Source organism: Chryseobacterium gambrini (genome assembly GCF_900156825.1).
GTDB classification, from domain to species: domain Bacteria; phylum Bacteroidota; class Bacteroidia; order Flavobacteriales; family Weeksellaceae; genus Chryseobacterium; species Chryseobacterium gambrini.
The window spans coordinates 382,085-407,807 of record NZ_FTOV01000002.1 but is presented as its reverse complement, the minus strand read 5'-3'; the positions used below and the strand labels follow the sequence as shown (position 1 = coordinate 407,807).

Annotated in this window: 22 protein-coding genes; 10 read left to right on the top strand and 12 right to left on the bottom strand. The window is 36.1% G+C overall.

Going from position 1 to position 25,723, the window contains the following annotated elements; translation table 11 throughout:
• Nucleotides 1-72: 72 nt before the first annotated feature.
• Nucleotides 73-924, top strand: a complete 852-nt coding sequence (locus BW951_RS05440; RefSeq protein ID WP_076390851.1) for a glycoside hydrolase family 25 protein — start codon at nt 73-75, stop codon at nt 922-924.
• A gap of 143 nt (nt 925-1,067) precedes the next feature.
• Here BW951_RS05440 and BW951_RS05435 read toward each other — a convergent pair whose 3' ends face one another.
• Both BW951_RS05435 and BW951_RS05430 read right to left on the bottom strand, forming a co-directional pair.
• Nucleotides 1,068-2,198 (bottom strand): peptidogalycan biosysnthesis protein, encoded by a 1,131-nt coding sequence (locus BW951_RS05435; RefSeq protein WP_076390850.1) that lies wholly within the window; start codon nt 2,196-2,198, stop codon nt 1,068-1,070.
• Between the two features lie 46 nt (nt 2,199-2,244).
• The gene (locus tag BW951_RS05430) at nt 2,245-2,760 is read right to left on the bottom strand and encodes a DUF1761 domain-containing protein (protein WP_338076375.1); all 516 of its coding nucleotides are present in this window, start codon (nt 2,758-2,760) and stop codon (nt 2,245-2,247) included.
• Between the two features lie 271 nt (nt 2,761-3,031).
• On the opposite strand from BW951_RS05430, the gene BW951_RS05425 reads away from it, so the two are divergent.
• The gene (locus BW951_RS05425) at nt 3,032-4,927 is read left to right on the top strand and encodes an ABC-F family ATP-binding cassette domain-containing protein (RefSeq protein ID WP_076390849.1); all 1,896 of its coding nucleotides are present in this window, start codon (nt 3,032-3,034) and stop codon (nt 4,925-4,927) included.
• A gap of 205 nt (nt 4,928-5,132) precedes the next feature.
• On the opposite strand, the gene BW951_RS05420 is transcribed toward BW951_RS05425, so the two are convergent.
• Complete coding sequence (locus tag BW951_RS05420; RefSeq protein ID WP_076390848.1) at nt 5,133-6,188, bottom strand: Gfo/Idh/MocA family oxidoreductase; 1,056 nt, start codon at nt 6,186-6,188, stop codon at nt 5,133-5,135.
• Nucleotides 6,189-6,367: 179 nt separating this feature from the next.
• Between BW951_RS05420 and BW951_RS05415 the strand changes: the two genes are divergently transcribed.
• The 3 genes from BW951_RS05415 to BW951_RS05405 all read left to right on the top strand — a co-directional run bounded on the left by BW951_RS05415 (nt 6,368) and on the right by BW951_RS05405 (nt 10,009).
• Nucleotides 6,368-8,656: a TonB-dependent siderophore receptor gene (locus BW951_RS05415; protein WP_076390847.1), complete on the top strand. Its 2,289-nt coding sequence runs from the start codon at nt 6,368-6,370 to the stop codon at nt 8,654-8,656.
• Between the two features lie 89 nt (nt 8,657-8,745).
• Complete coding sequence (locus tag BW951_RS05410; RefSeq protein WP_076390846.1) at nt 8,746-9,261, top strand: hypothetical protein; 516 nt, start codon at nt 8,746-8,748, stop codon at nt 9,259-9,261.
• A 157-nt stretch (nt 9,262-9,418) separates the two neighbouring features.
• Entirely contained in the window at nt 9,419-10,009 is a 591-nt protein-coding gene (locus BW951_RS05405) for a hypothetical protein (protein WP_076390845.1), read from the top strand.
• A 113-nt stretch (nt 10,010-10,122) separates the two neighbouring features.
• Here the strand turns inward: BW951_RS05405 and BW951_RS05400 are convergent, their stop codons facing one another.
• Nucleotides 10,123-10,758 carry a peroxiredoxin gene (locus BW951_RS05400; protein ID WP_076390844.1) on the bottom strand — a complete coding sequence of 212 codons (636 nt, stop codon included), beginning with the start codon at nt 10,756-10,758 and terminating at the stop codon, nt 10,123-10,125.
• Between the two features lie 99 nt (nt 10,759-10,857).
• Between BW951_RS05400 and BW951_RS05395 the strand changes: the two genes are divergently transcribed.
• Nucleotides 10,858-11,739: a mechanosensitive ion channel family protein gene (locus BW951_RS05395; RefSeq protein WP_076390843.1), complete on the top strand. Its 882-nt coding sequence runs from the start codon at nt 10,858-10,860 to the stop codon at nt 11,737-11,739.
• Nucleotides 11,740-11,791: 52 nt separating this feature from the next.
• Here BW951_RS05395 and BW951_RS05390 read toward each other — a convergent pair whose 3' ends face one another.
• The 6 genes from BW951_RS05390 to BW951_RS05365 all read right to left on the bottom strand — a co-directional run bounded on the left by BW951_RS05390 (nt 11,792) and on the right by BW951_RS05365 (nt 18,498).
• Nucleotides 11,792-13,999, bottom strand: a complete 2,208-nt coding sequence (locus tag BW951_RS05390) for a reprolysin-like metallopeptidase (RefSeq protein ID WP_076390842.1) — start codon at nt 13,997-13,999, stop codon at nt 11,792-11,794.
• 17 nt (nt 14,000-14,016) lie between these two features.
• Nucleotides 14,017-14,394, bottom strand: a complete 378-nt coding sequence (locus BW951_RS05385) for a hypothetical protein (RefSeq protein ID WP_076390841.1) — start codon at nt 14,392-14,394, stop codon at nt 14,017-14,019.
• A gap of 151 nt (nt 14,395-14,545) precedes the next feature.
• Complete coding sequence (locus tag BW951_RS05380; protein WP_076390840.1) at nt 14,546-15,037, bottom strand: hypothetical protein; 492 nt, start codon at nt 15,035-15,037, stop codon at nt 14,546-14,548.
• Between the two features lie 112 nt (nt 15,038-15,149).
• Entirely contained in the window at nt 15,150-16,340 is a 1,191-nt protein-coding gene (gene sucC / locus BW951_RS05375; protein WP_076390839.1) for an ADP-forming succinate--CoA ligase subunit beta, read from the bottom strand.
• A gap of 193 nt (nt 16,341-16,533) precedes the next feature.
• The gene (locus BW951_RS05370; protein WP_076390838.1) at nt 16,534-17,484 is read right to left on the bottom strand and encodes a hypothetical protein; all 951 of its coding nucleotides are present in this window, start codon (nt 17,482-17,484) and stop codon (nt 16,534-16,536) included.
• Between the two features lie 90 nt (nt 17,485-17,574).
• On the bottom strand, nt 17,575-18,498 hold the full coding sequence (locus BW951_RS05365; protein WP_076390837.1) for an alpha/beta hydrolase: 924 nt from the start codon (nt 18,496-18,498) through the stop codon (nt 17,575-17,577).
• A 167-nt stretch (nt 18,499-18,665) separates the two neighbouring features.
• Here BW951_RS05365 and BW951_RS05360 point away from each other — a divergent pair, with 167 nt between their 5' ends.
• From BW951_RS05360 to BW951_RS05345, 4 genes are all read left to right on the top strand, one after another.
• Complete coding sequence (locus tag BW951_RS05360; RefSeq protein ID WP_076390836.1) at nt 18,666-19,343, top strand: TetR/AcrR family transcriptional regulator; 678 nt, start codon at nt 18,666-18,668, stop codon at nt 19,341-19,343.
• Between the two features lie 10 nt (nt 19,344-19,353).
• Entirely contained in the window at nt 19,354-21,027 is a 1,674-nt protein-coding gene (locus BW951_RS05355) for a peptidase domain-containing ABC transporter (RefSeq protein ID WP_076390835.1), read from the top strand.
• A 5-nt stretch (nt 21,028-21,032) separates the two neighbouring features.
• Nucleotides 21,033-22,349, top strand: coding sequence for an HlyD family secretion protein (locus BW951_RS05350; RefSeq protein WP_076390834.1), 1,317 nt, complete (start codon nt 21,033-21,035; stop codon nt 22,347-22,349).
• 417 nt (nt 22,350-22,766) lie between these two features.
• Nucleotides 22,767-24,320: a TolC family protein gene (locus tag BW951_RS05345; RefSeq protein WP_175608789.1), complete on the top strand. Its 1,554-nt coding sequence runs from the start codon at nt 22,767-22,769 to the stop codon at nt 24,318-24,320.
• Nucleotides 24,321-24,646: 326 nt separating this feature from the next.
• Here BW951_RS05345 and BW951_RS05340 read toward each other — a convergent pair whose 3' ends face one another.
• Nucleotides 24,647-25,033, bottom strand: coding sequence for a DUF423 domain-containing protein (locus BW951_RS05340; protein WP_076390833.1), 387 nt, complete (start codon nt 25,031-25,033; stop codon nt 24,647-24,649).
• A 27-nt stretch (nt 25,034-25,060) separates the two neighbouring features.
• Nucleotides 25,061-25,723: an energy transducer TonB gene (locus BW951_RS05335; protein ID WP_076390832.1), complete on the bottom strand. Its 663-nt coding sequence runs from the start codon at nt 25,721-25,723 to the stop codon at nt 25,061-25,063.

The following is a 25,723-nucleotide window of genomic DNA, read 5'->3' as shown; positions in this document are numbered from 1 at the left end:
CACAAATTTACTGATTTTATTTAGCATTTAGAAGTGAAAAAAGTTAGTTTTGTAAATCTTTATTCACAAACGATGTACAGCAAAAAAACCGCCAAAAAGATCCATCAGAACCGTCGGAAAAAATATCTTTTCCGCAGAAAAATTGTGCTGGGAATTTTAATTGTTGCGCTTATCGGAACAGGATTGTATTTAAGGCAGTCCATAAGTTACTATTACGCTTTATATTTCAATAAATTTACTCACAGAAAGCTTCACAACAGTGAAACGGAAACGCTGAGAATTCAAAAAATCCTGTCCAATAATTTAGATAAAACTTATGGGTTTGATATTTCACATTATCAGAATAAAGAAGACATCAAATGGGACAGCCTTACTATCGGAAACAAAACCATTCCGCTGGAGTTTGTGGTGATGCGTGCAACGATGGGAAACCGAAATGCCGACAAACATTTTTCTGATTTCTGGGAACAGGCAAAAAAACAGAATTTAATCCGCGGAGCGTATCATTTTTATAGAGCAGATGAAGATCCTGTGATTCAGGCAAATAATTTCCTGGAAAATGTAAAGCTCGAAAGCGGTGATCTTCCGCCGATTTTGGATATTGAGAAAATCCCGAAACGCAAAACGAATAAAAAACTGGTTGAAGACCTTAAAGTGTGGTGCAAAATTGTAGAGGAAACTTACGGCGAAAAACCCATTATTTATACGTATTATCATTATTACAAAGATTTTCTGAAGGGCGAATTTGATGATTATCCGCTCTGGTTAGCTAATTACAATGATGTTCCGGCTCCCTCATCCGATGCAGAGTGGGATTTCTGGCAGTTTACAGAAAACGGAATCGTGCACGGAATTAATACAAAAGTAGATCTGGATATTTACAACGGAAGTTCGTGGTCTTTGAAGAGGCTGACTTTGAATTGATTTTCTTTCCGGTGATTTTGCAAATTTTAAACATCTGAGACTTTGGCTGAAGCCAATCGAAAAACCTTATATTGTTAACGGGCTGAAGCCCGTTTCTATTGATGAAAATATCAAACTAAAACCTGTGTGAATTCTGTATAAAACTATTTAAACGGCTTTCTTTGAATCCATTCTGTTTTGGGAGAAATGGAAGGAAAAATAGTTTTCAGGAAAGGATTAATCATGAAATTATTATGCTTAATTAAACCAAAAATTTCAGTCGGCTCTGCTCCGATCGTTGATTTGATCTCTAAAGCTGTTCTTCCGAAAATAATTCTTTCAAAACGATGATGAATTCCAATTTCCACCATATCGAAAAGCATATTGAGATAGATCTGCTTTTGTTTCTGACATTCTTTTTCGTAGCCTAAAAAGTACGTATCAATATCTTTGTTATTGAGGATCATGGTATAAAAACCGATCAGTTTTTCATTCGAAAAATATCCGAAAAGTCTGAAATTACCTCCAAGATTTTCTTTCATGCTTTCAAAATGATTTTCTCTGAGAAAAAAGGTATTGAAAGGGGCATTTTCTGCGACATTCTGATAAAGAACATTCATTTCAGACTGATATTTTCTGATCATGTCTAATTGGAGTTCTTTTTTAATGATTCCTTCCAGTTTCTTTTTGGCAGTTTTGACTCTCGCCCTGTATTTCTTCGAAAAATCATTGATATAATCATCAAAATTATTCCAGTTTTCTCTTATCCGAAGAATCATGTTCGGCTGAACGGAAAATCTGAAATATTTCCGATGCTTTTCTCCGTCAAAGTATTTCACAAAATTCGACTGGTAATCTTTATATATAATTAAGGATGTTTTTCTTATTTCCTTCTGCATTTTATAAACGGCTTCTTCCAGAAGCGGAATCACTTCTTCGGAAGTAATTTTTGAAGCATCAAAATAAAATCCGTTCTGTCCGGTAAGCATATTGTTTCCGAGAATCATCACATCTTTACTCAATTGTCTTGCCACAAAATTTCTGATGGTACAGAACACTTCATTTTTCTGAAATGTTGTATGCTGAATAAAATTTAGATACTGAAACAAAGCACCGCCAATCAGATCATTTTCTTTGAAAAAACCGACAAAGTAGCATTCCATGTTTTGCGGTCTGGAATTTTCTAATGCACGAAAATATTCTCCGGAAAGCAGGATATTGTGATTTCCGATCACAACATTCCATTCTTCCGGCAAATCGGCAGCTGACTGAAAAATTCTTAAAGTATATGACATAAAAAAGGCTACGCAAAAGTAGCCTTAACTTTTTAAAACATTACATTTATTTTTGTGTTGCCCAGTGAAAACCGTCCGGAGCATACCAACCGCAGATAATTCCGCCCATAATGGTAATGCAGACCGTCCAAAAAGCAGCGTTAATTAATGTATATTTCCACGATTTTCTTTCGAACATCGCATTGATGGCAATCATGGGAAGCACGAATAAAAATCCCATCATGGAAGAATGCAGTGCGCCGTGACCAAAGGATCTGTAAGCCATTCCGTAGTCTTTCATGAAGGCATGATAAGACGGATTGGCGTTCATTTCATCTCCGCCGACCATTCCGAGCGCGCCAAACTGATGAATCGTTACAAATTGTAAGAACAAAGCCATTAAAGCTGATAACATGATGGAAAAAATAAAAACTCCGATCATGGAACCCTTCATTTTCTCTTCGGTTAAACCGACTTCTTTCATCCATGCTTTTCCGAAAACTTTAGGATGATACCAGATAAATCCCATTATTAAAGGGACAAGTGCGGCTGCAAAAACAGCCCAGTAGTTGATTTGCATCATAGTTTTAATTTTAATAATGTTAGGAATATAAATCTACATCAAAAATCTATTAAACAATACATTAAATTTAATAAATATTTAATTTTAACTAAAATATTATAATCAAATAAAACAAAAAGTAAATACAATTCAATACATAAGACAATCCATTATTGTTTTAATATTGAAAAAAACATGTGTAAGGCTTCGGGATTGTATTTCTGCTTTTTCTGATACATTTTCGTACTTTTGCGGCTCAGTTTAAGTTTCAAAATCTAACCATCAAACTATAATGAATTACGTTTCTGCCGAAAATCTTACCAAATCCTACGGAATAAAAGTTTTATTTGAAAATATTACTTTTCATGTAAACGAAGGAGATAAAATTGCCATTGTTGCCAAAAACGGAAGCGGAAAATCTACCCTTCTGAAAATCCTGATGGGAAAAGAAATTGCAGATAGCGGAACGGTAATCATCAATAAAGACATTCAGGTGGTTCTGTTTGATCAGGAAATAGATTTTGACCCGACTATTACGATTGATGAGTTTATGATGACTCTGGATTCGGCTCCGATTATGGCTCTGAAAAATTATCATCAGTCTCTGCATTCCACAGACAATGATTTTATTGAAAAAGCTCTTCTTGAAATGGAAGCGCATAAAGCATGGGATCTGGAAAACGAAATGAAGCAGATTCTTTCGCAGCTAAAAATCACCGATCTGGAAGCTAAAATGGGAACACTTTCCGGTGGACAGATCAAACGTGTTGCTTTGGCAAAACTGTTAACGGAAACAAGAGCTGAACACCGCCATACTTTATTAATTATGGATGAGCCGACCAACCACCTCGACGTTGAAATGGTGGAATGGCTGGAAAGTTATCTGAGTAAGGCAAAAATTACTTTATTACTGGTAACGCACGACCGGTATTTCCTCGACAGTGTTTGCGATACGATCTGGGAAATGGAAGATAAGAATCTTTACGTTCATAACGGTTCTTACGCCACATATCTTGAAAATAAGATGATTCGCGAGGACAACACGAATGCTACAATTGATAAAGCCAACAACCTTTATAGAAAGGAACTGGAATGGATGAGAAGACAGCCGAAAGCAAGAACTACAAAATCCAAATCCAGAATTGATGCATTTTATGAAACGGAAAAAGTAGCCAAAACAGACACGAGAAAACAGGGATTAGAGCTTGATTTTGAAATGAAAAGGCTTGGAAATAAAATTCTTGAGCTTAAAAATATTGACAAAAGTTTTGGAAGTAAATTGTTGCTGAGAGATTTCAGCTATTCTTTCCAGAGAGGTGAAAAAGTAGGAATTGTAGGGAAAAACGGAGCGGGAAAATCTACTTTGTTAAATATTATTCAGGGGTTTGAAAAAGCGGATAAAGGAGAGATTGAAACCGGAGAAACCATCCATTTCGGATATTTCTCGCAAAAAGGTCTTACTTACAAAGAAGATGAAAGAGTAATTGACTTCATTAAAGAAGTTGCTGAATTTTACCCTTTAGCCAACGGAAAAAGTCTTTCTGCCTCCCAGTTTTTAAGATTGTTTTTATTTGACGATCAGACGCAGTACTCTCCTATTTCCAAACTTTCGGGTGGTGAAAAAAGAAGACTTCATCTGATGTATATTTTATACCAGAATCCGAACTTTTTAATTTTTGATGAGCCTACGAATGATCTTGATCTTCCGACTTTAACGGTTCTTGAAAACTTTTTACAGCAGTTTCAGGGTTCATTAATCATTGTGTCGCACGACAGGTATTTTATGGACAGAATCGTAGATCATATTCTTGCTTTTGAAGGAGAAGGTAAAATCCGTGATTTTACAGGTAATTTCTCCGAATACCGCGAAGCGAAAAGCAAGGAGGATGCTTTGGAAAAGTCTGTTTCCGTAAAATCTGAGCCTGTAAAAGAAACCGTTCCGGCTGCGAACAATACAAACATTAAGAAGAAAAGACTTTCCTTTAAAGAACAGCGTGAACTCGAAACCATTGAGAAAGAAATGCCGGAATTAGAGGAAAAAAGAGCAAAAATATTAGACCAGCTTAATAATGAAGCAGATTACGAGAAAATATCCAAACTTTCTGCCGATCTGGAATCTATCTCTGAAACTTTGGAAAACCATGAAATGAGATGGCTTGAACTTCAGGAAATTTTGGGTGAAGCGTAGTTGAGTTTGAGGGTGTGAGAGTTTGAGTGTATTAGGGTGAGAGAGTCTGAGAGTTTTAGAGCGTTATATTTTAATTGATATTAAATTTTCTTACTTTAAAAATCTTGCTCTAAGAGTTCTAACTCTAACCTCACTAAAACTCTCAGACTCTAAAACTCTAAAACTCCCAAACCCTAAAACTCTCACACCCTACAACTCCAAGACTCTACAAGTAAATCACTTTCTCCTGTTTGGAACTTTCTGCTGCCGCATCGATAATTTTCATATTTTTGATGATTTCTTCCGCAGGTGAAGGCAATGCGTATCCGAAAACGATAAATTCATAAATCTGCTGATAGTAATTCATGTAATTTCCCGGTTCGCTTGAAGTGAGGATTCTTTCAGTTTCTTTATTTTCATTTAGATAATTCAGAATCCCATCGGTTTCTGTTAAAGGCTTTGTCCATTCTTCGCCATATTCCGGAACAGCTCCTGTAACGAGTTCATTTTCCTGATTATCGGTTCTTTCCTGCAAAAAGCTTCCTTTTTCTCCGTGAACGGCATAAGCAAAATGCGCTTCTTTGGTGAATACTGAAGATTTCAGCCTTACTCTTAAATCATTTGGATAAAACAAAATAATTTCAAAATAATCGTTGGCAAATTCTTTTCCTTTCATGGAAAAAACATCGGCAAACAGTTTTTCGGGAAACCCAAAATACTGAACCGCCTGATCCACCAGATGAGATCCTAAATCATGCAGTGAACCCGAACCTACCGCTTCAGGATTTTCTTTATGTGCTTTTCCACTCGGCTCAGTTCTGAACCTATCGAAACGGATTTCCACCTCCTTGATATTTCCAAGTTTTCCTTCGTTGATGATTTTCTGTACCTGAAGATAATCACGGTCAAATCTTCTGTTCTGATAAACGCTAACAAATAATTTTTTCTCTTCCGCAAGTTTTGCCAGCTCTTCTGCTTCAGCAACATTTACGGTGAAAGGTTTTTCAACTACTACATTTTTCCCTGCTTCCAGTGCCATTTTTGCATATTCAAAATGTGTCTGTACCGGAGTATTCACAACCACGAGTTCGATATCGGCATTTTCCAGCATTTCTTCTACGGAACGGTAAATTTGTGCTTCAGGATATTTTTCTTTAGATTCTTCTTTACTTCTTTCCACAATTGCGGAAATAAAAAATCCCGGATGTTCTTTCAAAAACGGGGTATGAAAAACTTTTCCGCTCATTCCGAACGCACAAAGTCCGACTTTTACTAACTGCATAGATTTATTTTTTAACAAAGATATTTAATCTAAAGTTCTCATCCCTACTAAAATAAGGGAAAACACAATTTCTAAATTAAAGATTAATGATAAAAATCAGTTTATAATTTTTATTAATTCTAAATAATAATATACATTTGCACTTTATTTAAAACCACTCTAAATAACAATAGACTATCATGAAAAAGCAGCTAGCCACAATAGGATTAGTATTCGCAGCCCTTTCTTTGGACGCGCAGATGAAATACGTTGAAGCTGATACCATTAGAATCCAGACTATTGAAGACGTTAATCTTCATAAAACCGGAAATCCCAACAAGGCAAGACCATTATCTACCAAGTCTAATCTTACGATGATGGAAACTCCTCAGCCGATTGCCATCGTTACTCACGAAATTATTGAGCAGCAACAGGCAAAACAACTGAGTGATGTTCTGCAGAACGTTAACGGAATCTATGTAACTTCTTCCAGAGGAAATTCTCAGGACAGTTTCGGAGGACGTGGTTTCATTCTGGGAAATGATAATATTTTCAAGAACGGTTCCCGAGTTAACAGCGGCGTTTTCCCGGAAGTCAGCGGACTGGAAAGAGTGGAAGTTCTTAAAGGTGCGAATGCAATGCTGTACGGAAATACGGCTGCAGGTGGTGTTATTAATATGATTACTAAAAAGCCTAAATTCAACTTTGGCGGAAGCGTGGGAATGAATGCGGGAAGCTGGAATTCTTATAAACCAACAGTAGATCTTTATGGTCCGCTTTCAAAAAATATCGCTTTCCGTGTGAACGGAGCGTATGAATATGCGGAAAGTTTCAGAGATGTGGTGCAGTCTGAAAAGTATTATTTCAATCCTTCGTTTTTATTTAATTTAAGCGACAGATCACAGATCATTGTTGAGGCAGATTATCTTAAAAATGATTTTACTCCAGATTTCGGAATCGGATCTATCACGCAGCGTGACGGATATACTTACCAGATGAATAATCTTCTTCCGAGAAATGCTTTTTTAGGAACAGACTGGCAATATCAGAATATAGAGCAGGTTACTACCAATGTTACCTTCAATCATCAGTTCAATGAAAGATGGTCTTTAAATGCTACTGCTTCTTATCAGAATTATACTAGGGATTATTTTTCTACGGAAAGAGTTCAGTGGGGATACGAAAAATCAACCGACAGACTTTTCTGGAAACGTCCTTTAAACAGAACCTATAACGAACAGAACTATACTTCTGCACAGATTAATTTAAATGGTGAATTCAATACAGGAAAAATAAGCCATAAAGTGTTATTCGGAGCTGATGCCGATTATGGAGTTGCAGATGCTTATACTTACTATAATCCGACCAACAGACTGGCTTACGGAAACAGCTATCTGTATGGAACTAACGGAAACAGCAATGGTCTTCTTTATCTGGACAATCCTGAATCGTGGGCAAGCGGAAGTATTCCGGCTGCGGAAATGTTGGAGAAAAACAGAATTAATACAAGAAGAATCGGAGTGTATGCTCAGGATTTCATCAGTCTTACAAAAGAATTCAAAGTTATTGCAGGGTTGCGTTGGTCTTACATTGAAAATATGCCTACGATCAACACAAAATTTAAAACGGTTACAAGCGGTTTGGTGAATCTGAATTCCACAACAGGAAAATCACTGGTTAATAATTCATCGTCATCCGATCAGGCAATATCTCCGAAATTAGGTTTTGTTTATATGCCAAACGATAATTTTTCAGCATTTGCAACCTATACAAACTCTTTTGTTGCCAACGTAGGAAGATTAAGAGACGGAGAGGCTTTAACGCCTACGAATATCGATCAGTATGAAGTGGGTGCCAAAAAGAATTTCTGGAACAATGCTTTGGCTGTTAATGTAACGGTTTACCAGATTTTATACAGAAATTATTATCAGAATGCATTAGATGATAAAGGCAACCAGATAGATCCTGCTGGGCTTACCAAAGATTTTGCTGGAAAAATGAGAAGCCGTGGCGTTGAACTTGATATCACAGGAAATCCAACAGAAAATTTATCCATTATCGGAGGTTTTTCTTATAACAATTCTGTGTATTTAGATACTCCGGAAGCTTTTGGATATGTAGAAAACCAAAGATTGGTAAGAACTCCCGCAACAACAGCAAATGCATCGGTATTCTATAAATTCACAAAATTGGTTCCGGGCTTAAAAGTAGGAGCCGGAGTATATTATATCGGAGACAGACTTGCAGGATGGAATGATACTAAAACAGGAGCCAACAGTTTGCAGCAGAGAAATGGGGTAAGCAGAATTTTCGAATTAAAAGATTATACTACGGTTTCTTTATCAGCAGGATATGATTGGAAGAAATTTTCGATTCAGGGGAAAGTCGGAAACCTGTTTGATGTAGAGAATTACACTGTTCATGAAAATTATTCCGTGAACCCGATTACGCCGAGAAACTACTATGTTACGTTAACGTATAAGCTGTAAAAAAGAATCACAATAATTTCTTCATGTAAAGTGGGAATTGCAATTTTGCAGTTTCCACTTTTGAAATTTTAAAAACAAAAACAATATATATGGATAAGATTAAAGACACAAGAAGTTTTATGAGAATCACGCACCGTTATCTGGGCTATTTCCTTGCCGGAATAATGGCTGTTTATGCAGTAAGTGGTGTTTTGCTAATTTACAGAGACACCGATTTTCTGAAAAAAGAAAAAAAGTACGATAAAGTTGTAGAAAAAAATCTTGATGAGAAAGCATTGGGAAAAGAATTGAGAATTAAAGGTCTTGAAGTGGAAAAAACAGAAGGAACTGTTCTTACCTTTAAGCAGGGAACTTACGATGCAGCAACGGGACAGGCAAAATACACCAAAAAAGAACTGCCATTTGTGCTGGATAAAATGACAAAACTTCACAAAGCACAGTCTAAAGACAGACTTTCTCCGTTAAATGCCTTTTTCGGGATTTCTTTGTTCTTTTTTGTAATCTCAAGTTTCTGGATGTTCAATCCTAAAACGAAGGCTTTCAAAAGAGGAATGGTTTTCACGATTGCAGGTCTTGTAGTGTCGGTTATTTTGCTTTTATTATAATCTGAACCTGAAAAAAATTCCTTCCCATCGGCATTTCATAAGAATTATACATACTTTATTATTATCATGATTTCACCACGTATTGATTAGAATGGCACATTTATTGATTTTCTGAAATCACAAATGATATAACATTAAAATATTAAAATAATAAATTATGAAAAAGCTAATTTTTACAGGAATAATGGCAGTAGCTGGTTTGGCTGGAACAATGAATGCACAAATCCAGAAAGGAAACTGGTTAGTTGGTAGTAGTTTAATATCAAGTAATTTCGGTTTAAATACTGGTGGTGGTTATAACATTGCTATTCAGCCTAAAGGAGCATACTTCATTGAAGACAACTTAGCTGTCGGTGGTTATGTAGATTTAGGATTCAACAAGGTAACTAATGGTTCTCCTACAGAATTTACGTATGGAGTGGGTGCTTTAGGACGTTATTTTCTTTCTCCGGGAGAAAAAGGAGTAGATAACTTACTAAACCACGGACGTTGGTTCTTAGAAGGAAATGCAGGGATCGGAGGAAGATCTGTAGAAAATGCAGACTCTACAACAGGTTTCGATTTCGGAGTAGGTCCTGGTTATTCTTACTTCATTACTCCAAACATCGGTCTTGAAGGTTTAGTAAAGTACAGAGGAAGAGCAGGATTTGGTAGCGAAGGTTTAAATTCGAATATTACATTCAATTTAGGTTTCAGCATCTACCTTCCTACATCTAAAGCAAAACAAATCGCAAATGATGTAAAGTAAGATTACGATCCAATCACTTCACATTCACATATACACTACAATTGAAATCGCCTCGAAGTTTTTCGAGGCGATTTTCGTACAAATTAAAACTAAACTATAAAAAATCAAATAAATCATGTATTCGGTTGTGGCGTATATCTCAGATACGGCTTTATTTCTGTTACTCCTTTCGGGAAAATTTTTCTGGCATCTTCCGTAGAAATTGAAGGCGGAACAATTACGTCATCTCCGTCTTTCCAGTTAACAGGAGTCGCGATTTTATGAGAATCTACCAGTTGAAGAGAATCCAGAACCCTCAGAATTTCATTAAAATTTCTTCCTGTGGAAGCAGGATAAGTAATAATAAGCCTTACTTTCTTTTCCGGATCGATAATTAATAAAGAACGAACGGTTGCCGTTGCAGAAGCGTTTGGATGAATAAAATCATACAATTCAGAAATTTTTCTGTCTTTGTCTGCGATAATCGGGAACTGAACTTCCGTATTCTGTGTTTCATTAATATCTTTAATCCAGTTCTGATGGTCTTCTACTCCATCCACACTCAGGGCAATTACTTTGGTTCCTCTTTTATCAAATTCTTCTTTCAGTTTTGAAGTATACCCAAGTTCTGTGGTGCAAACCGGAGTATAATCTGCGGGATGCGAAAACAAGATTCCCCAGGAATTTCCTAAATATTCGTAAAAATTAATATCCCCTGCAGAAGTTTCTGCCTGAAAATCGGGTGCGGTGTCTCCTAGTTTAATTGACATAATATTTTGCTCTTATTAGTCTACAAATTTAGTAGAGTTTTTGGAACTGGCAAAATTTTTGTTGAAAAATTATATCTTTAATCAAAAAAATTTTTATTCATGGAGAATAGTGGTTTAGGCTATATTGATGTTGTATATAATGTAATACAGAACTGGTATGTAAAATTTGCAGAAATTACCCCAAAACTTATTGTAGGGATTCTGGTATTTTCTTTCTTTCTGTTTACCAGTAAATATTTAAGTCAGGGTGCCGTAAAACTTTTTCATAAATTCTTTCCAAAAAGCAAAAAAGAAAGTTCTTTGGTAACCTTAATCAGCGTTTTCAGGTTTTTGATCATGGTGATGGGAACGTTTATTGCGCTGGAAATTATGGGCTTCAGCAGTTTCCTTTGGAAATTCATCGGGAGTTTGGGAGTTGCAGGGGTTATTGCAGGGGTTGCCCTGAAAGATCTGGTTTCCAGTATATTCTCAGGAATGCTGATCGGAATTGATAAAGCATTTAAAGTCGGAGATTATATTACGATAGGAACGCACTCCGGAACGGTACAGGAAATTGGTTTTTTAACAACAAAAATCATTACGGACGACGGTAAGAAAGCTTATATCCCGAATCAGGTGGTTTTTAATGCTCCGTTTTACAATATTACCGCATCCCCTCAGCGAAGAATTATTTTGAATTTCGAAATTCCTGCCGATGAAGATATTTCAAAAGCACAGAAAGGTATGCTCGACATCATCAAAAATCTCGAAAATGTAGACAAACTCGATACCTCAGAAGTTATTTTTACAGATCTGAAACAGGGCGTTTTCAATATTCAGGCTAAATTCTGGATGAAGGTGGGCGCGAATATGGTTCAGCTTAAAAGTGAGGCTTATTTGAAGATCAAACAACGGCTTGACAAGGACGGTGTTCAGCTTGTAACGCCTACAAGCATCAATATTACGAACGGAGATCATTTAATCAACGAAAATCAGGACTAAATAAAAAAGCAACCAATGAATGGTTGCTTTTCTGTTTTTATGAATCAGTAATTTATTTTTTGATGATTAATTTTTCTGTGATCTTTTCTCCATTTTCCAAAACCAGAGAGATCAGATAATTTCCATTCATCAGATCATTAACTTTTACCTGAGTTTCACCTTTGAAACTGCCTTCTTTAATTAATCTTCCTGATGCATCATACAAAGTATAATCTGCTTTCTGAGAAGAATTTTTAAGCCTGATATTTACAACATCATGAGAAGGATTCGGATAAATCGAGAAGTTTTTCACATTGGCTTCTGCCGTTGCGAGAACAACCTGAGTAATTGAGAAACTTGTTGTATTAAGTGCATAGTAAATATTTCCTACCGCTTTCACCATAATTCTTGCAGACGAAACATTTTCATTAGGCAGCGTAACATTGGCTGAACCATTGTTCGGAACACTTGCCGCCAAAACAGTAGGGAACGTTAATCCTCCGTCTTTAGACAGCAAAATAGATACATTCTGAGTGTTGATGGTTCCTGTATTGGTTCCTGCAACATTCCATGTTACCGGAACGGAGGTATTTCCGTTATAGTTTGTTCCTGTTGTTGCCTGTGAAGTTACCGTGAAAGGTCCGTCGTTGGTAATCGTTACCACCATTGCATCTCTTGCTGCCTGATTTCCGGTTGCTTTATTATCATTTACCAAAAGAGAAAAATTCAAAGTTCTGGCAACACTTGGGGTAACTTCCCATTTCGGAATAAGATTATTCGCCACAACAGAACTCAGCACCGGAAAATATCTGGACGGAGAAACCGTTGGAATTAAAGAACGGTAAACCGGCCCCACTGTTCCGGTAGAAACCGGAGGCTGTGTATTGCTTGTATTATCATATTGTTCCCAAAGATATGTTAAAGCATCTCCATTCGGATCTGTTCCCGTTCCTGTTAAAACAAAAGCGGTACTTTTCGGAATATTGTAATCGGCTCCTGCATCTGCGGTAGGAACTCCGTTATTGTTGTTAATTTTGGCAGCACAATCTGTCCCTCTCTGCAAAACAGCATACATTTCAATTACACTTGCTGCATGAAAGTAGGGATCACTGTTATTCTGCACATTATTGGTTGCTCCGCAAATTCCCGCATAAGCCATAATCGTAGATCCGCTTCCCGGTTCGTAAGCTGTTGCGTTATTGAAGTTACCGGCACATGAAGAGGTTGCCGCTCTGAAGGTATGATTTGCTCCAAACTGATGTCCTATTTCGTGCGCAACATAATCAATGTCAAAAGGATCTCCAACCGGAGCTCCGGAACCTGTAACACCTCTTGCTTTACTTCCTGAAACACATACCACTCCTAATCCTGCCAAACCACCACTGTTTGTTCCAAAAACGTGACCAATATCGTAGTTTGCAGATCCGATAACCGCAGTTGTGTTGGTCTGATTCTCATTGATCATGCTTCCCGGAGTTCCGTTGGTAAAGGGATCCGTTGAAGAATTGGTATACACAAGCAGATTATTATTGGCAATCATAACCATGGTTGTGGAAATTGTTTTTTCATAAATTCCGTTTACTCTGGTCATCGTTGTCGCCATTGCAGCCATTGCCAGAGAAAGTGTTCCGCCATGAAAAGAAGTATATTCTCCTGTCGCAGAAAGAGCCAGTCTGTAGGTTCGGAACTGTCCGTCCGAAACCAAAGGGGCTTTATTCGCTGTACCGTTATTTTTTAAGTTATCCAGTTCGCTCTCGACATGACATTCAAAAAGTCGGTCGTTTTTCGGGAGGTCTTTTCTTTTGTATAAGATAAATGCCGAGTTGTCTTTTGTATAACTGTCGAGATAGCTGACTTCCCAATTATCGAAATACATCACACTGATTCCGGTAGAAGGAGTCACACTAAAACGGATTGAATTTTCCGGATGACTTTTCTGCCAACCGATGTAGGAACGGATTTCAGGAAATTTTGCCTGTAATTGCGGCTCCATTACAGAAGCTTCCTGAACGATGTAATCTCTTATTTTCCCATCAGAATCAGGAAATTTAACAACAAGGCTTTCATCTCCCGAAAAACGTTGTGGTGCCTTTTTAAGATCAGCTTTAATTTTTTCCAGATCAGCCTGATATAAAGAAAAATTATTGGGAGTCGTCCATCTCGGATTGAGATTTTCCCGTTCTATTTTTATTTCTTTTAGTTTTGACCAGTAGTTCTGCTGACCAAAAACCTGTGCCGATACAATCAACAGGCACGAGACGATAAAGGTTTTAGTTTTCATAACAGTAATTTTATATATTAGTATTGAATGGTTACTTTTTTAATAAGCAAATTTTCGTTGAGTTTTAATAAAATATCGGGCGGAATTCTGCTTTTCTCATTAAAATCCGGATTGTTGAATTCTTTGACTTTTATATAAAGTGTATTTTTATCGAAAGTAATCGCCTCAATTGAAACATCATTAGAGTTTTTCAGGCGGGGTTTTACAATAATATATGTTTCGTTTTCTGTAAGAGCAGGAATTGGAGAAAATCTGTTTCCTTTATTTTTTTGATGAATGATTTTAAAAATTTCATCCATCTTTTGCTGAGAATTGATAAGGAGAAAATCTTTACGGATTAAAGTAAATGGATAATGATTTTTGTCTTCAAACTGAATTTCTTTTCTTGGAGACATTACTTTATTGCTGGCAATTTGAGATTGACAAGTAAGAAATAAAAAGAGAAAAAAGAATAAATACAATCTCATTTTAAACCTTTCTTGTAAAGATAATGATTTTATAATGAATAACTTATTTAATTATATCACTTTCTTTATATTAATTTGTTTATTTTTTTGAACCTGCATCTTTGGTAATAACACTGTCTTTTTCAGAGATTTTCACAAAGGAATCGCTTTCATCTATTTCAGCCTTGCCGATGACGTAATTTTTATTTTCAGGAATAGAATCTTCTTCAATCATCACAAGACCTGTGGTTGCAAAAGATTCTTCCTTCGGTTTTGAGCAACCGGTTAAAAATAAAATAACGGAAAAAACGGTTAATACAATTCTGCTATTTTGAAAGTGAACAGGAATATATTTAAAGAATTGAGTTCTTACCTTTTCAGATTTATTATCGGTATTTAACTGATGATCATAAAATCTTCCGCAGATTTCATCATCCTGTTTTTCATCAAAGATTTGTAGAATTTCGTTGGGTTGTTTCTGTGTAAAATCAATTACACATTTATTGCAAACAGAACAGAATCGTCCTTTTTCCTGTGGAGACATCATTTCCCAGTTTTCTGAACACGGATTCGGAATGTGTATGTTTTTCATGGCATATTAAGTTTTTCAGCTACAAATTACAAAAGATTTTTAATTTGATGAAAAAAAGAAAAAACCGTTCCAAAAAATGAAACGGTTTTAATGTATTTTAAAAATTTCAGTCTTATGCTAAAACTTCTTTTACTTTGTTTGCAGCTTCTTCCAAAGTAATTGCAGAGTGAACCGGAAGACCAGACTCGTCAATTAATTTTTTAGCTTCAACCGCGTTAGTTCCCTGTAATCTTACGATCAATGGAACCGGAAGGCTGCCCATTGCTTTGTAAGCGTCTACAACTCCCTGAGCAACTCTGTCGCATCTTACGATACCTCCGAAGATATTGATTAAGATTGCTTTTACGTTCGGATCTCTCAAGATGATTCCGAAAGCCGTCTGTACTCTCTGTGCATCTGCAGTTCCACCTACGTCTAGGAAGTTGGCAGGATTACCACCGGATAATTTGATGATATCCATTGTTGCCATTGCAAGACCTGCTCCGTTTACCATACAAGCAACGTTACCGTCTAGTTTTACGAAGTTAAGACCCGCTTCACCAGCTTCTACATCCATCGGATCTTCTTCTCTTGTATCTCTAAGCTCAGCTAGATCTTTGTGACGGAACAATGAGTTATCGTCCAAAGTTACTTTAGCATCTACTGCGATAATTTTGTTATCAGAAGTTTTCAACACAGGGTTGATTTCGAAAAGAGATGCATCAATTCCTGTATACGCATTGTATAGAGAACCGATGAATTTTACGAATTCTTTGAAAGCATTCCCTTCAAGACCTAAGTTGAAAGCAATTTTTCTAGCCTGGAATCCCTGAAGACCTAAAGCAGGATCAATGATTTCTTTGTGGATCAAATGAGGTGTTACTTCAGCAACGTGCTCAATATCCATACCACCTTCAGTAGAATATACGATTGTATTTTTACCTTCAGCTCTGTCTAAAAGAATAGAAACATAAAATTCTTTAGTTTCCGTTTCTCCCGGATAATATACATCCTCTGCAACCAAAACAGAATTTACTTTTTTACCTTCAGCAGAAGTTTGTGGAGTTACCAACTGCATTCCGATGATGTTCTGAGCGTTTTCTTTAAGTTTATCCATGTTTGGAGAGAACTTTACACCACCCCCTTTACCACGGCCACCTGCGTGGATCTGAGCTTTTACAACCCATCCCTGCGCGCCTGTTTCAGCAGTTAGTTTTTCAGCAGCAGCTACAGCTTCATCTACGTTGTTTGCAACGAAACCACGTTGGATAGCTACTCCATACTTTGATAAAATCTCTTTTGATTGATACTCGTGAAGATTCATATTATTTTTATTATTTTATTTTAATAGTTAAAGGTTGACAAATTTAATAAAAACAGATGAATTATCAACTTTTATTTTAAAGAAAGCAATGTCTGTAAGGATGCTTTTTATCAGTTTAATAAAATCTAAATTACCCCAAAATTATATTGTAAATTTGCCCTTCCTAAAATGGTGTAACCAAAGGCAACTGTACTTATTTTCCGAAAATATTTTTAAAAAATTTACCGAAAAAACCTTCCTTCTTTGTTGTGGCATTCTTAACAGGTTCTTTTACATCAGGCGAAAAATCAATTTTTATTTCATTAAAAATCTGCGCTCTGTAACTCACTCTGGCAACACTTTGAAACTTTTCTCTGGAAATACTGGAAACCGAATCTTTCTCTCCGTTTTCAAAATTATCTATTTCTATATAATACTCCAATCCCTGCAATGCTTCGTTTAAAAGGTTTTTTACGCTATTAATTGTTTCTGCACTGTTATCAAATAATCTTCCCAATACTTTAATTCTTTCCCTTCCCAGATTCATCAGGTAAAGTTCAAACTTATCTTTAAGAAGAATCTGCATTTCATTTTCTGCCGCGTTAAATTCAAAGTCCGGGTTGTGTTCTACTTCCATATTAAAAGCCATCAGAACCGCCAGAAAAGTAAAATTGAGGATTTCACCGTTGATGCCGCCTTTATCAGTAAAAAAAGTTCTTGTAAAAGGATAAAAGTGCCAAGAATCATATTGATAATCAATCGCATGAAGCAGTTTCATGTGTGCGGAATGAAAAACATCTTCATTTTTGGTTTTCACACCGTTCTGTACGACAAAACCATTTGAAGCACATCTTCCTCCGAAACAGTCGACTTCAATATAAACAACTTCCAGATCTCCGTTCTTCTTAGAAAATTCAACCGCATGATTTTCAGATTCAGAATAATAGTCTTCAACCTCATCCTGATTCCTGAAAAACTGATCCGGAAACTGTTCAAAAGAATATTCCTTAAATTTGTTATTCGCCTGACAGACAATCCCTCTAAAAGGTGTAAAAAATTCCCTGATATTGTAAAACTTAAAATTTTCAGTCAACCTATTTTTCAGATCTTCTTTCTCAGATTCCTCATTAATTTTGATAATAATATTGTATGTTCTGTAACTCATGTGTTATTAATTTCATTTAAATCTCAAAGATGCATTGATTTTTTTAACAATCAAAATTCAAGAATACTGATTATTGAAAATACTGCTTATCTAAAATTCTCTTCCAAGAAGAAACTCCAAAGGTTTCGAAAGTCTTTTTGCCCATGCTTCCTCGCTGTGATTTTCGCCGGGAAAGTATAACGTTTTCCAGTTCTTTTCAGAATATCCGTGTTTTCTGATAATTGCATCTGCCTTTTTCTGAATTTCAGGATACAGCGCATCCAGAGTCTGATCTCCGCAGTCGAAATAGATTTTGTGGTTTTTAGGATCTGGTAAATTTTTATCTAAATAGCGTAAGACAGACGCCGGAAAAGGATTATTTTCATTGGTAAAAGTTCCGGTCCAGTGCGTGGAAAGACAGGCAGCTCCGCCGAAAATCTGAGGATATTCACAGATCGCATACATCGAAATCAAACCGCCCATGCTGCTTCCTGCAATAAAAGTATGAGATCTGTCTTTAAAGGTTGAATATTTTTTGTCAATCAAAGGCTTCAGTTCCTTCACCAAAAACTTTAAATAATTGTCTGAATTGGGAGAAAACTTTTCATTCGCTCTTCCTGCTTTTTTCAATTGATGATTAACGGTATCTTTTTCCACTGTGGATAAACTTTCAAAAGGTTTTTGCGGAAAATAATCAAAATGCCTCATCTTGGAATCGTTCCACACTCCTACAACAATGGTATTCTGAATTTTTTTGGATTTCATCAGTTCAGAAACAGTTTCATCCACATTCCAGGATTGTTTGTTCCACGTAAGATCAGGATCGTAAAGCATTTGTCCGTCCTGCATATACAGAACAGCATATTTTTTAGATGTTGAATAATTTTCAGGAAGCCATACATCGATGTTTCTCGGTGTTACAAACTGAGATTTAAAATCTGATATTCTTTCAATCTTTCCGCTGCTCACTTTCGGAATCTGCGCCTCAACTACGGAAAATAGAGCAACCACAACAATTAGCAAAAATCTGTACATCGTTTATAATTTATCACAAAGATAATTTTTAGCTTAAAAAAACAGTCTTTTTATATTGGAACATTGTTCATAGAAAATTCAAAACAATAGTATTACTATTATAAATAATAATAAAACATTTTTCGGTATATATTTTGCTATCAAAAAATATAGTTATTTAATACATCATGGAATTTCAGGTAAAATTTAAAGTCAACGAACACCTTTATCTTAAAGATCCCGAAAACAGCGAGATCGGACGTGCCATTGTAAAAAATTCAATAGAACTGATCTACGAGACCGGTTTTGAAAGTTTTACTTTTAAAAAATTAGCTCAAAAGATCAACTCAACAGAGGCAACGGTTTATCGGTATTTTTCTTCAAAACATAAACTTCTTACTTATATTCTCAACTGGTACTGGTCTTACATTGAATTCATTTCCAAACTGAGGCTTCAGGAAATTAAAGAACCTCAGCAAAAAATGGAAAAGATCCTCGAAATCATTACGCATAATGATGAAACCGATGATAAAATAGAAGATTATGATCTTACAAAACTTCACAACATCGTTATTGCAGAAAGCAGCAAAGCTTATCTTGTAAAAGAAGTGGACGAGATTAATAAAGAAATGGTTTTCAGCCCTTTGAAAAGTCTCTGCGCATTTATCGGAGACATCATTGCAGAAGCAAAAACAGATTTCCCTTATCCGAAATCATTTGCGAGTACTTTACTGGAAACCGCTCACGATCAGCAGTTTTTCAGCGAACATCTTCCGAAACTTACCGACAATCATATCAATAAAATAGATCACAAAAAGTATGTTTTGGATTATCTGCGTTTTATCACCTTCAACCTTATAAAATAATAAGACTCAAATGGAAACTTCTCCTAAACAGCACGGTTACAATCTTTTCAAATACGTCACGAAGGAAAAGAAAGATGTCACCAACATTTATTTTTACGCCATCCTGAATGGTCTTGTTCAGCTGAGTGTTCCGTTGGGAATACAGTCTATCGTCAGTTTTGTAATGGGAGCTACGATGGCAACTTCTATTTATATTCTGATCGCTTTTGTGGTTCTGGGAACCTGGCTTGTCGGCTATTTCAGACTGAAAGTAATGCAGATCATTGAAAAGATTCAGCAGAAAATTTTTGTCGAATTTTCCCTTGCTTTTGCCGAAAAACTTCCGAAAGTGAATCTTTCAGCGACACGAAAATATTATCTTCCAGAACTGGTTAATCGTTTTTTCGATACCCAGAATCTCCAGAAAGGAATTTCTAAAATCTTACTGGAAATTCCGACTGCGCTCATCCAGATTTTATTCGGAATCCTTCTTCTTTCCTTTTACCATCCGTGGTTTTTGGTGTTCGGAGCTTTGGTGGTGATCTGCGTAATCATTATTTTCAGATTTACCATGGAAAGCGGAATTAAATCCAGCATTGAAGAAAGCGACAAAAAATACGAAGTAGCTTCGTGGATTGAAGACATTGCGGCTTCCATTAAAACATTTAAGCTGAATTCCAAAACAGAAGCACATCTTTCAGGAACCGATGAAAGAGTGGTAAAATACCTTGACGACCGAACTTCTCATTTCCGTGTTCTGGTTTTCCAGTACAAAACCATTATCGCATTTAAAGTCATCATTACTTTGGTGATGCTTGTGATCGGAACCTATCTTTTAGTGAATCAACAACTTAACATCGGAGCATTTATCGCTACGGAAATCGTTGTTCTGAGCATTATGGCGGCCGTGGAAAAACTCATCATCAGTCTGGAAAGCTATTACGACGTTATTGCAGCTTTGGCAAAACTGAATAAAGTAACCACGCTTCAGGAAGAAAAATTCGGGGAAATTACTTTCGATCAGAATAATGACGGTTTTGAAGTTGAATTTAAAGACGTAAATTTTGCATTCAACGATCATCACAGGATTCTGGAAAATATCAATTTTAAAATTCCGGAAAATAGTTTAACCATTATTTCAGGGCAGCTCGGCGCAGGAAAATCTTTACTGCTGAATATGATGACCGGATTTTATGATCCGACTTCCGGAAGTATCCTGTTCGATAAAATTCCATTAAAAAACATTGATAAAATATCGCTCAGAAGCCAGATCGGGATGTATCTTGAAGATATGACGATCATTAAAGGAACGGTTTACGAAAACATTATTCTCGGGCAGCATGAAACCTCCGCAGAACAGATTCTGGAAATTGCCGAAGAAATAGGCATCGAAGATTTCTCCAGCCAGTTCAGCAACGGATTCTTTACGAACATCAGCGAGACCGACACTGAAATTTCGTTCAGCTCCAAAAAGAAAATCCTTCTCCTGAGAGCTTTGGTAGGGGAAAGAAGATTATTGATCCTTGAAGATCCGTTAGACGGAATGAATGATGAATTTAAAGCAAAAATGATGGAATATCTTTTAAAACTAAAAGCTAAAACCACCATTATTATTGTTTCAGAAGACAAAAATCTTATTTTGGAAGCTGATCAGCATCTTCAGGTAGAAGACGGAAATGTGAAAAAATTATTTAACAAAAACTAAAAGAGATGGAACTGCAGTCAGTCAATAAAATATACCACATCCACAAAAAATCAAGGGTTAAAAGATGGTTTCTTTTCATCCTTATTGGCGGAATTATCACTTTATTTTTGCCGTGGACACAGAATATCAAGGTAATGGGAAATGTGAGTACGCTTTATCAGGAACAGCGTCCGCAACAACTCAATTCTCCAATTCCCGGAAGAATCATCAAATGGTATGTGAAAAACGGTGATTATGTAAAAAAAGGCGATACGCTTCTTCAGCTTTCCGAAGTAAAAGAAGATTATCTGGATCCGCTTTTGGTGAAAAGAACCGAAATGCAGGTAGAAGCCAAAAAAGGCGTTAGAGATTATTACGAAGCCAAAGTTGGAACTACAAACAGTCAGATTCAGGCTTTAAATTCCGCAAGAGATTTAAAACTAAATCAGCTTAAAGTAAAAATCAGCCAGCTCAACAATAAACTGGCAGGAGAAGAAGCCGAACTGGAAGCTGCAAAAAACGAGCTGAGAATGACTTCCGACCAGTACGAAAGACAGAAGAAAATGTACGATGAAGGTTTGGTTTCGCTTACCCAATTTCAGCAGAGAAGTGTCTCTTATCAGAATGCTTTAGCCAAAAAAACGGCAACTGAAAATAAACTGGCGCAAACCCGACAGGAAATCGTGAATGTAAGCATCGAACAAAACGCTACCATTCAGGATTACAATGAAAAGCTTAGCAAAACGGAAGGTGACCGTTTCCAGAGTATGGGACAAATTGAAGGAAGTGACGGCGATATTGCAAAACTCGAAAATCAGGTTGCCAATTACAAAGCTAGACAGGGTTTGTATTTCGTGATCGCTTCTCAGGACGGACAGGTTGTGCAGATCAACAAAGCCGGAATCGGGGAAATACTGAAAGACGGTGAAAGCATCGGAATTATTGTTCCTGAAAAAGTAGATTATGCTGTTGAAATTTACATTAAACCCGTCGATTTGCCTCTGGTAAAAGAAGGACAGCGCGTGATGTGTATTTTCGATGGTTTTCCGGCAATTGTCTTTTCAGGTTGGCCGAACTCCAGCTACGGAACTTTTGCAGGAAAGGTAATTGCGGTAGAAAACAACATCAGCGCAAACGGAATGTTCAAAGCCTTGGTAATTCAGGATAAAAATGAAAAACAATGGCCTCCGAAAATCAAAATGGGAACCGGAGTTCAGGGAATTGCGATTCTTAATGACGTTCCGATCTGGTACGAATTATGGCGAAACATCAACGGATTCCCGCCGGATTATTATGAAGTAAAAACCGAAAAATCTGCAAAAGATGAAAAGTCTAAAAAATAATCTGACTTATCGTTACAGGCAATATTCAGAAATCAATAAATGGAGTTTATACAAGTTATTATTTTTTATCAATAGCGTGGGGCTTTAGCCCGATATCAACAGAGGCGTTTTACACAGGCTTTAGCCGAAATTTAAAATAGGCTTTAGCTAAAGCCAACTAAATCGTTTTATTTGTGAATGGGCTAAAGCCCAATCCTATTGATAATTTCAAATTTTACTAATTTGTATAAACTCTAACAGTAGAGGAAGTTTAGTTCATAGATCCTTCGACAAGCTCAGGATGACATTTCTGATACTAACTGATTTAATTTAAATACCGTCAGGATGAGCTTAGTTTATCCTGAGCCTGGCGAAGGAAAGCCTTTCTTATTAAAAATAAAATTAAAAAAAACGCAAACTCATAATAAAACTTTGTTTATGAATTACTTACAATTTATTTTTGAGTATTTTTTCCACTATACTGGTGCAGCCCGACCTGAGTGGAGCTCTTTTGTGAGGAGGAACGACGAGCAAAAAGCGGGAACGGAGGGCGGAATAGCTGCCCAAATAAATAGAAATATGAATGTTGATTATGCTAAAAAAACATTTACCACATTTCTCATTCTGCTATGTGTTCAGTTTTCTTTTGCGCAGGATTCGCTGAAACTTTCGCATCAGGAATTTCTGAATATTGTAAAAAATTATCATCCTTTAGCTTTTAAATATCAGCTTCAGAATAAAATTGCCAATGCTGAAATTACCAAAGCGAGAGGGAATTTTGATCCGGTAATCGCAGGAAAACTGGGTGAGAAAAATATTGACGGAACAAAATATTACGAACAGCGAAATGTAGAACTCGGCATTCCAACCTGGTACGGAATCGATATTACCGGAAGCTACAATTATCTGGATGGCGAAAAACTGAACAGCAGCGAAACAAAAGGAGGATTATATCAGTTTGGAATTACAATTCCTTTGGCAAAAAATCTTCTGTATGATAAAAGACGAGCAATGCTGGATCAGGCAAAATTCGGATTGAAAATGACGGAAGCCGAACAGACTGTTCTTACCAACGAACTTCTTCTGGATGCTGAAAATACGTATTGGGAATGGGTGAAAAACTATGAAATCTACAAATTGCAGAAATCTGCGGTAGCAATTAACCGAAAAAGGCTTAATCTTACCAAAAAAACGTATGAATTCGGGGAAAGACCGGCAATTGATACAGTAGAAGCCTCATCGCAATTGCAGAGTTTTGAGCTTCAGGAAAGAGACGCTTATTTAAGTTTTGTGAAAAGTACGCAGGAACTTCAGATGTATCTCTGGAAAGAAAATCAGGAGTTTTATGAAATTTCAAAGCTTATTTTCCCGTCTTCGAATCTTGACGAGCATTCCGGATACACCGATTATGAATTTCTGGTGCAGAATTTAGAATCGAAACAGCTACAGAATCACGCTTCGCTGGAATATTATTTTCAGAAGCAGAATATCCTCGAAAGTGAAAAAAGACTGAAGTGGCAAAGCTTCCTTCCGAAACTGGATTTTACGTATAATTTTTTCAATAAAGAAAATTACCGTGCCGATTTTCTGCCTTTGTTTGATAACAACTTTCAATACGGACTGAAACTGGAGATTCCCATATTTCAAAGACAGGCAAGAGCAGATTATGAAATTGCTAAGCTGAAGATTTCTCAAAACCAGCAGGATTCTCAGCTTAAAACCCGTGAACTGAGTACGAAAATTGAAACCTATAAAAATGAAGTGAATAATTATTTCACCCAGATTGATATTTCTACCAAGAATCTGAATAATTATCAAAGGCTTCTGAATGCGGAAGAAACGAGATTCAGCAATGGGGAAAGTTCTTTGTTCCTGATCAATTCCAGAGAAAATAAATTATTGGATGCGAGAGAAAAAAACATTGAACTGAAAGCTAAATTCCTGAAAAGCTACAATAAGCTGAAATGGCTGAATGAAAATTTTTTGAGGTAGTAAAAGAGGTAATAAAAGAGGTAAAAAAAAGGAATTCTGTGGTCAGAATTCCTTTTTTAATTTATTTTTAAGATAAAATGATTTCTATGTTTTTGATTGATTGTGTTTATTAATTTGCCGCAAATGAATACAAAGAAATTTCATTTTTTGGAATTATTTTAACAAAAACAAAGGCACTTCGTTTAGTAATGAAATACAAAGTTTTGTATTTCTTTGATAAGTTTTACGCCTTCGTTTAACTTAAATATCTGAAAAATGAAGAATTAAACCCCTTGTCTAACCTTGCGATTCATTACATTTTATCCCAAACTGAAGTTTCTTTATTTTTAAACTTTCATCTTCACGAAGTAAAAGATCAGCAACGTCCAGCTCAGAATCATCAGTAATCCTCCAAGCGGAGTGATCGGTCCGAGAAATTTCAGATTCATCCCGAAATAATCCTGCATACTCAATCCGTAAATACTGAAAGAAAAAATCATTGTTCCGAAAATCATCAACCAAGAAATCCAGTTTTCGGTTTTGGTTTCAAATTTTAAAATGTAACCTGCAATTAATAGAAAAAATGCAGCATACATTTGATATCTCACGCCTGTTTCAAAACTTTCCAGTCTTTCCACAGATAATATTTTCTTTAAAGCGTGTGCTCCGAAAGCGCCTAAAATTACAGATAACATTCCGTAGACAGCTCCGAAGACTAAAGTGATTGTTTTCATTTTATAATGCTTTAATATTTGCTAAATTTATTCTGTTGCCATAAAAGTTAAGGGCATAGTGTATGGTGATCGTACAGGCTTTCCATCTGATAACTTAGGTTGAAAAACCTCTGTAATCGAATAAAAACTCAAAGTTGTAAACAGTATAATCTCCTCATTATCTGTTCCCGTGATCTTAACTTCTTTCATCAAACCATCTATATCCAAAACAAAACTAAGCCTAAGTTGTAAATTGACATCAAGACCTTCAAAAAGATCATGTCCTGCAAGCATATTGACCATTTTTTTGCGAATGATATCTTGAGAAAAAGGTTGCAGAGTAGATTGAAGTATATTTTTTGATGGGATATATTCTTTTTTATTTTCTTCTTCAACCTTTGCCAATAAAGCTTTTAGCTTTTCAATTTTTATGGATTGATTTTTAGTTACACATTGATTATATGAAATTTTTAATGCATCAAATTGCTTAGAATACTCGTTTATATCAGCTTGTGACAGCTTTCTTTCTGGAGATTTTTTTTCGATTGCTTCATATTTTACATTCAGTAAATCTAAATCTTTACCACATTCATCTCGTATGTCAGTATATATTTTATTGACTGTTTTTTGTAAAGTAGACCTTGTATTTTGAGCGAATGATGTTACAGAAATAATTGTTGCAAAAGCAATCAGGTATTTTTTAAATTTCAT

What these genes read in the sequence shown, in the direction of transcription:
- BW951_RS05365 (WP_076390837.1), bottom strand. Translation starts at nt 18,498, where the DNA reads ATGTACAGATTTTTGCTAATTGTTGTGGTTGCTCTATTTTCCGTAGTT.
- BW951_RS05400 (WP_076390844.1), bottom strand. Translation starts at nt 10,758, where the DNA reads ATGTCAATTAAACTAGGAGACACCGCACCCGATTTTCAGGCAGAAACT.
- sucC (WP_076390839.1), bottom strand. Translation starts at nt 16,340, where the DNA reads ATGAATCTTCACGAGTATCAATCAAAAGAGATTTTATCAAAGTATGGA.
- BW951_RS05350 (WP_076390834.1), top strand. Translation starts at nt 21,033, where the DNA reads ATGGAACTGCAGTCAGTCAATAAAATATACCACATCCACAAAAAATCA.
- BW951_RS05410 (WP_076390846.1), top strand. Translation starts at nt 8,746, where the DNA reads ATGGATAAGATTAAAGACACAAGAAGTTTTATGAGAATCACGCACCGT.
- BW951_RS05390 (WP_076390842.1), bottom strand. Translation starts at nt 13,999, where the DNA reads ATGAAAACTAAAACCTTTATCGTCTCGTGCCTGTTGATTGTATCGGCA.
- BW951_RS05405 (WP_076390845.1), top strand. Translation starts at nt 9,419, where the DNA reads ATGAAAAAGCTAATTTTTACAGGAATAATGGCAGTAGCTGGTTTGGCT.
- BW951_RS05335 (WP_076390832.1), bottom strand. Translation starts at nt 25,723, where the DNA reads ATGAAATTTAAAAAATACCTGATTGCTTTTGCAACAATTATTTCTGTA.
- BW951_RS05380 (WP_076390840.1), bottom strand. Translation starts at nt 15,037, where the DNA reads ATGAAAAACATACACATTCCGAATCCGTGTTCAGAAAACTGGGAAATG.
- BW951_RS05420 (WP_076390848.1), bottom strand. Translation starts at nt 6,188, where the DNA reads ATGCAGTTAGTAAAAGTCGGACTTTGTGCGTTCGGAATGAGCGGAAAA.
- BW951_RS05435 (WP_076390850.1), bottom strand. Translation starts at nt 2,198, where the DNA reads ATGTCATATACTTTAAGAATTTTTCAGTCAGCTGCCGATTTGCCGGAA.
- BW951_RS05360 (WP_076390836.1), top strand. Translation starts at nt 18,666, where the DNA reads ATGGAATTTCAGGTAAAATTTAAAGTCAACGAACACCTTTATCTTAAA.
- BW951_RS05440 (WP_076390851.1), top strand. Translation starts at nt 73, where the DNA reads ATGTACAGCAAAAAAACCGCCAAAAAGATCCATCAGAACCGTCGGAAA.
- BW951_RS05340 (WP_076390833.1), bottom strand. Translation starts at nt 25,033, where the DNA reads ATGAAAACAATCACTTTAGTCTTCGGAGCTGTCTACGGAATGTTATCT.
- BW951_RS05430 (WP_338076375.1), bottom strand. Translation starts at nt 2,760, where the DNA reads ATGATGCAAATCAACTACTGGGCTGTTTTTGCAGCCGCACTTGTCCCT.
- BW951_RS05385 (WP_076390841.1), bottom strand. Translation starts at nt 14,394, where the DNA reads ATGTCTCCAAGAAAAGAAATTCAGTTTGAAGACAAAAATCATTATCCA.
- BW951_RS05345 (WP_175608789.1), top strand. Translation starts at nt 22,767, where the DNA reads ATGAATTACTTACAATTTATTTTTGAGTATTTTTTCCACTATACTGGT.
- BW951_RS05395 (WP_076390843.1), top strand. Translation starts at nt 10,858, where the DNA reads ATGGAGAATAGTGGTTTAGGCTATATTGATGTTGTATATAATGTAATA.
- BW951_RS05425 (WP_076390849.1), top strand. Translation starts at nt 3,032, where the DNA reads ATGAATTACGTTTCTGCCGAAAATCTTACCAAATCCTACGGAATAAAA.
- BW951_RS05355 (WP_076390835.1), top strand. Translation starts at nt 19,354, where the DNA reads ATGGAAACTTCTCCTAAACAGCACGGTTACAATCTTTTCAAATACGTC.
- BW951_RS05370 (WP_076390838.1), bottom strand. Translation starts at nt 17,484, where the DNA reads ATGAGTTACAGAACATACAATATTATTATCAAAATTAATGAGGAATCT.
- BW951_RS05415 (WP_076390847.1), top strand. Translation starts at nt 6,368, where the DNA reads ATGAAAAAGCAGCTAGCCACAATAGGATTAGTATTCGCAGCCCTTTCT.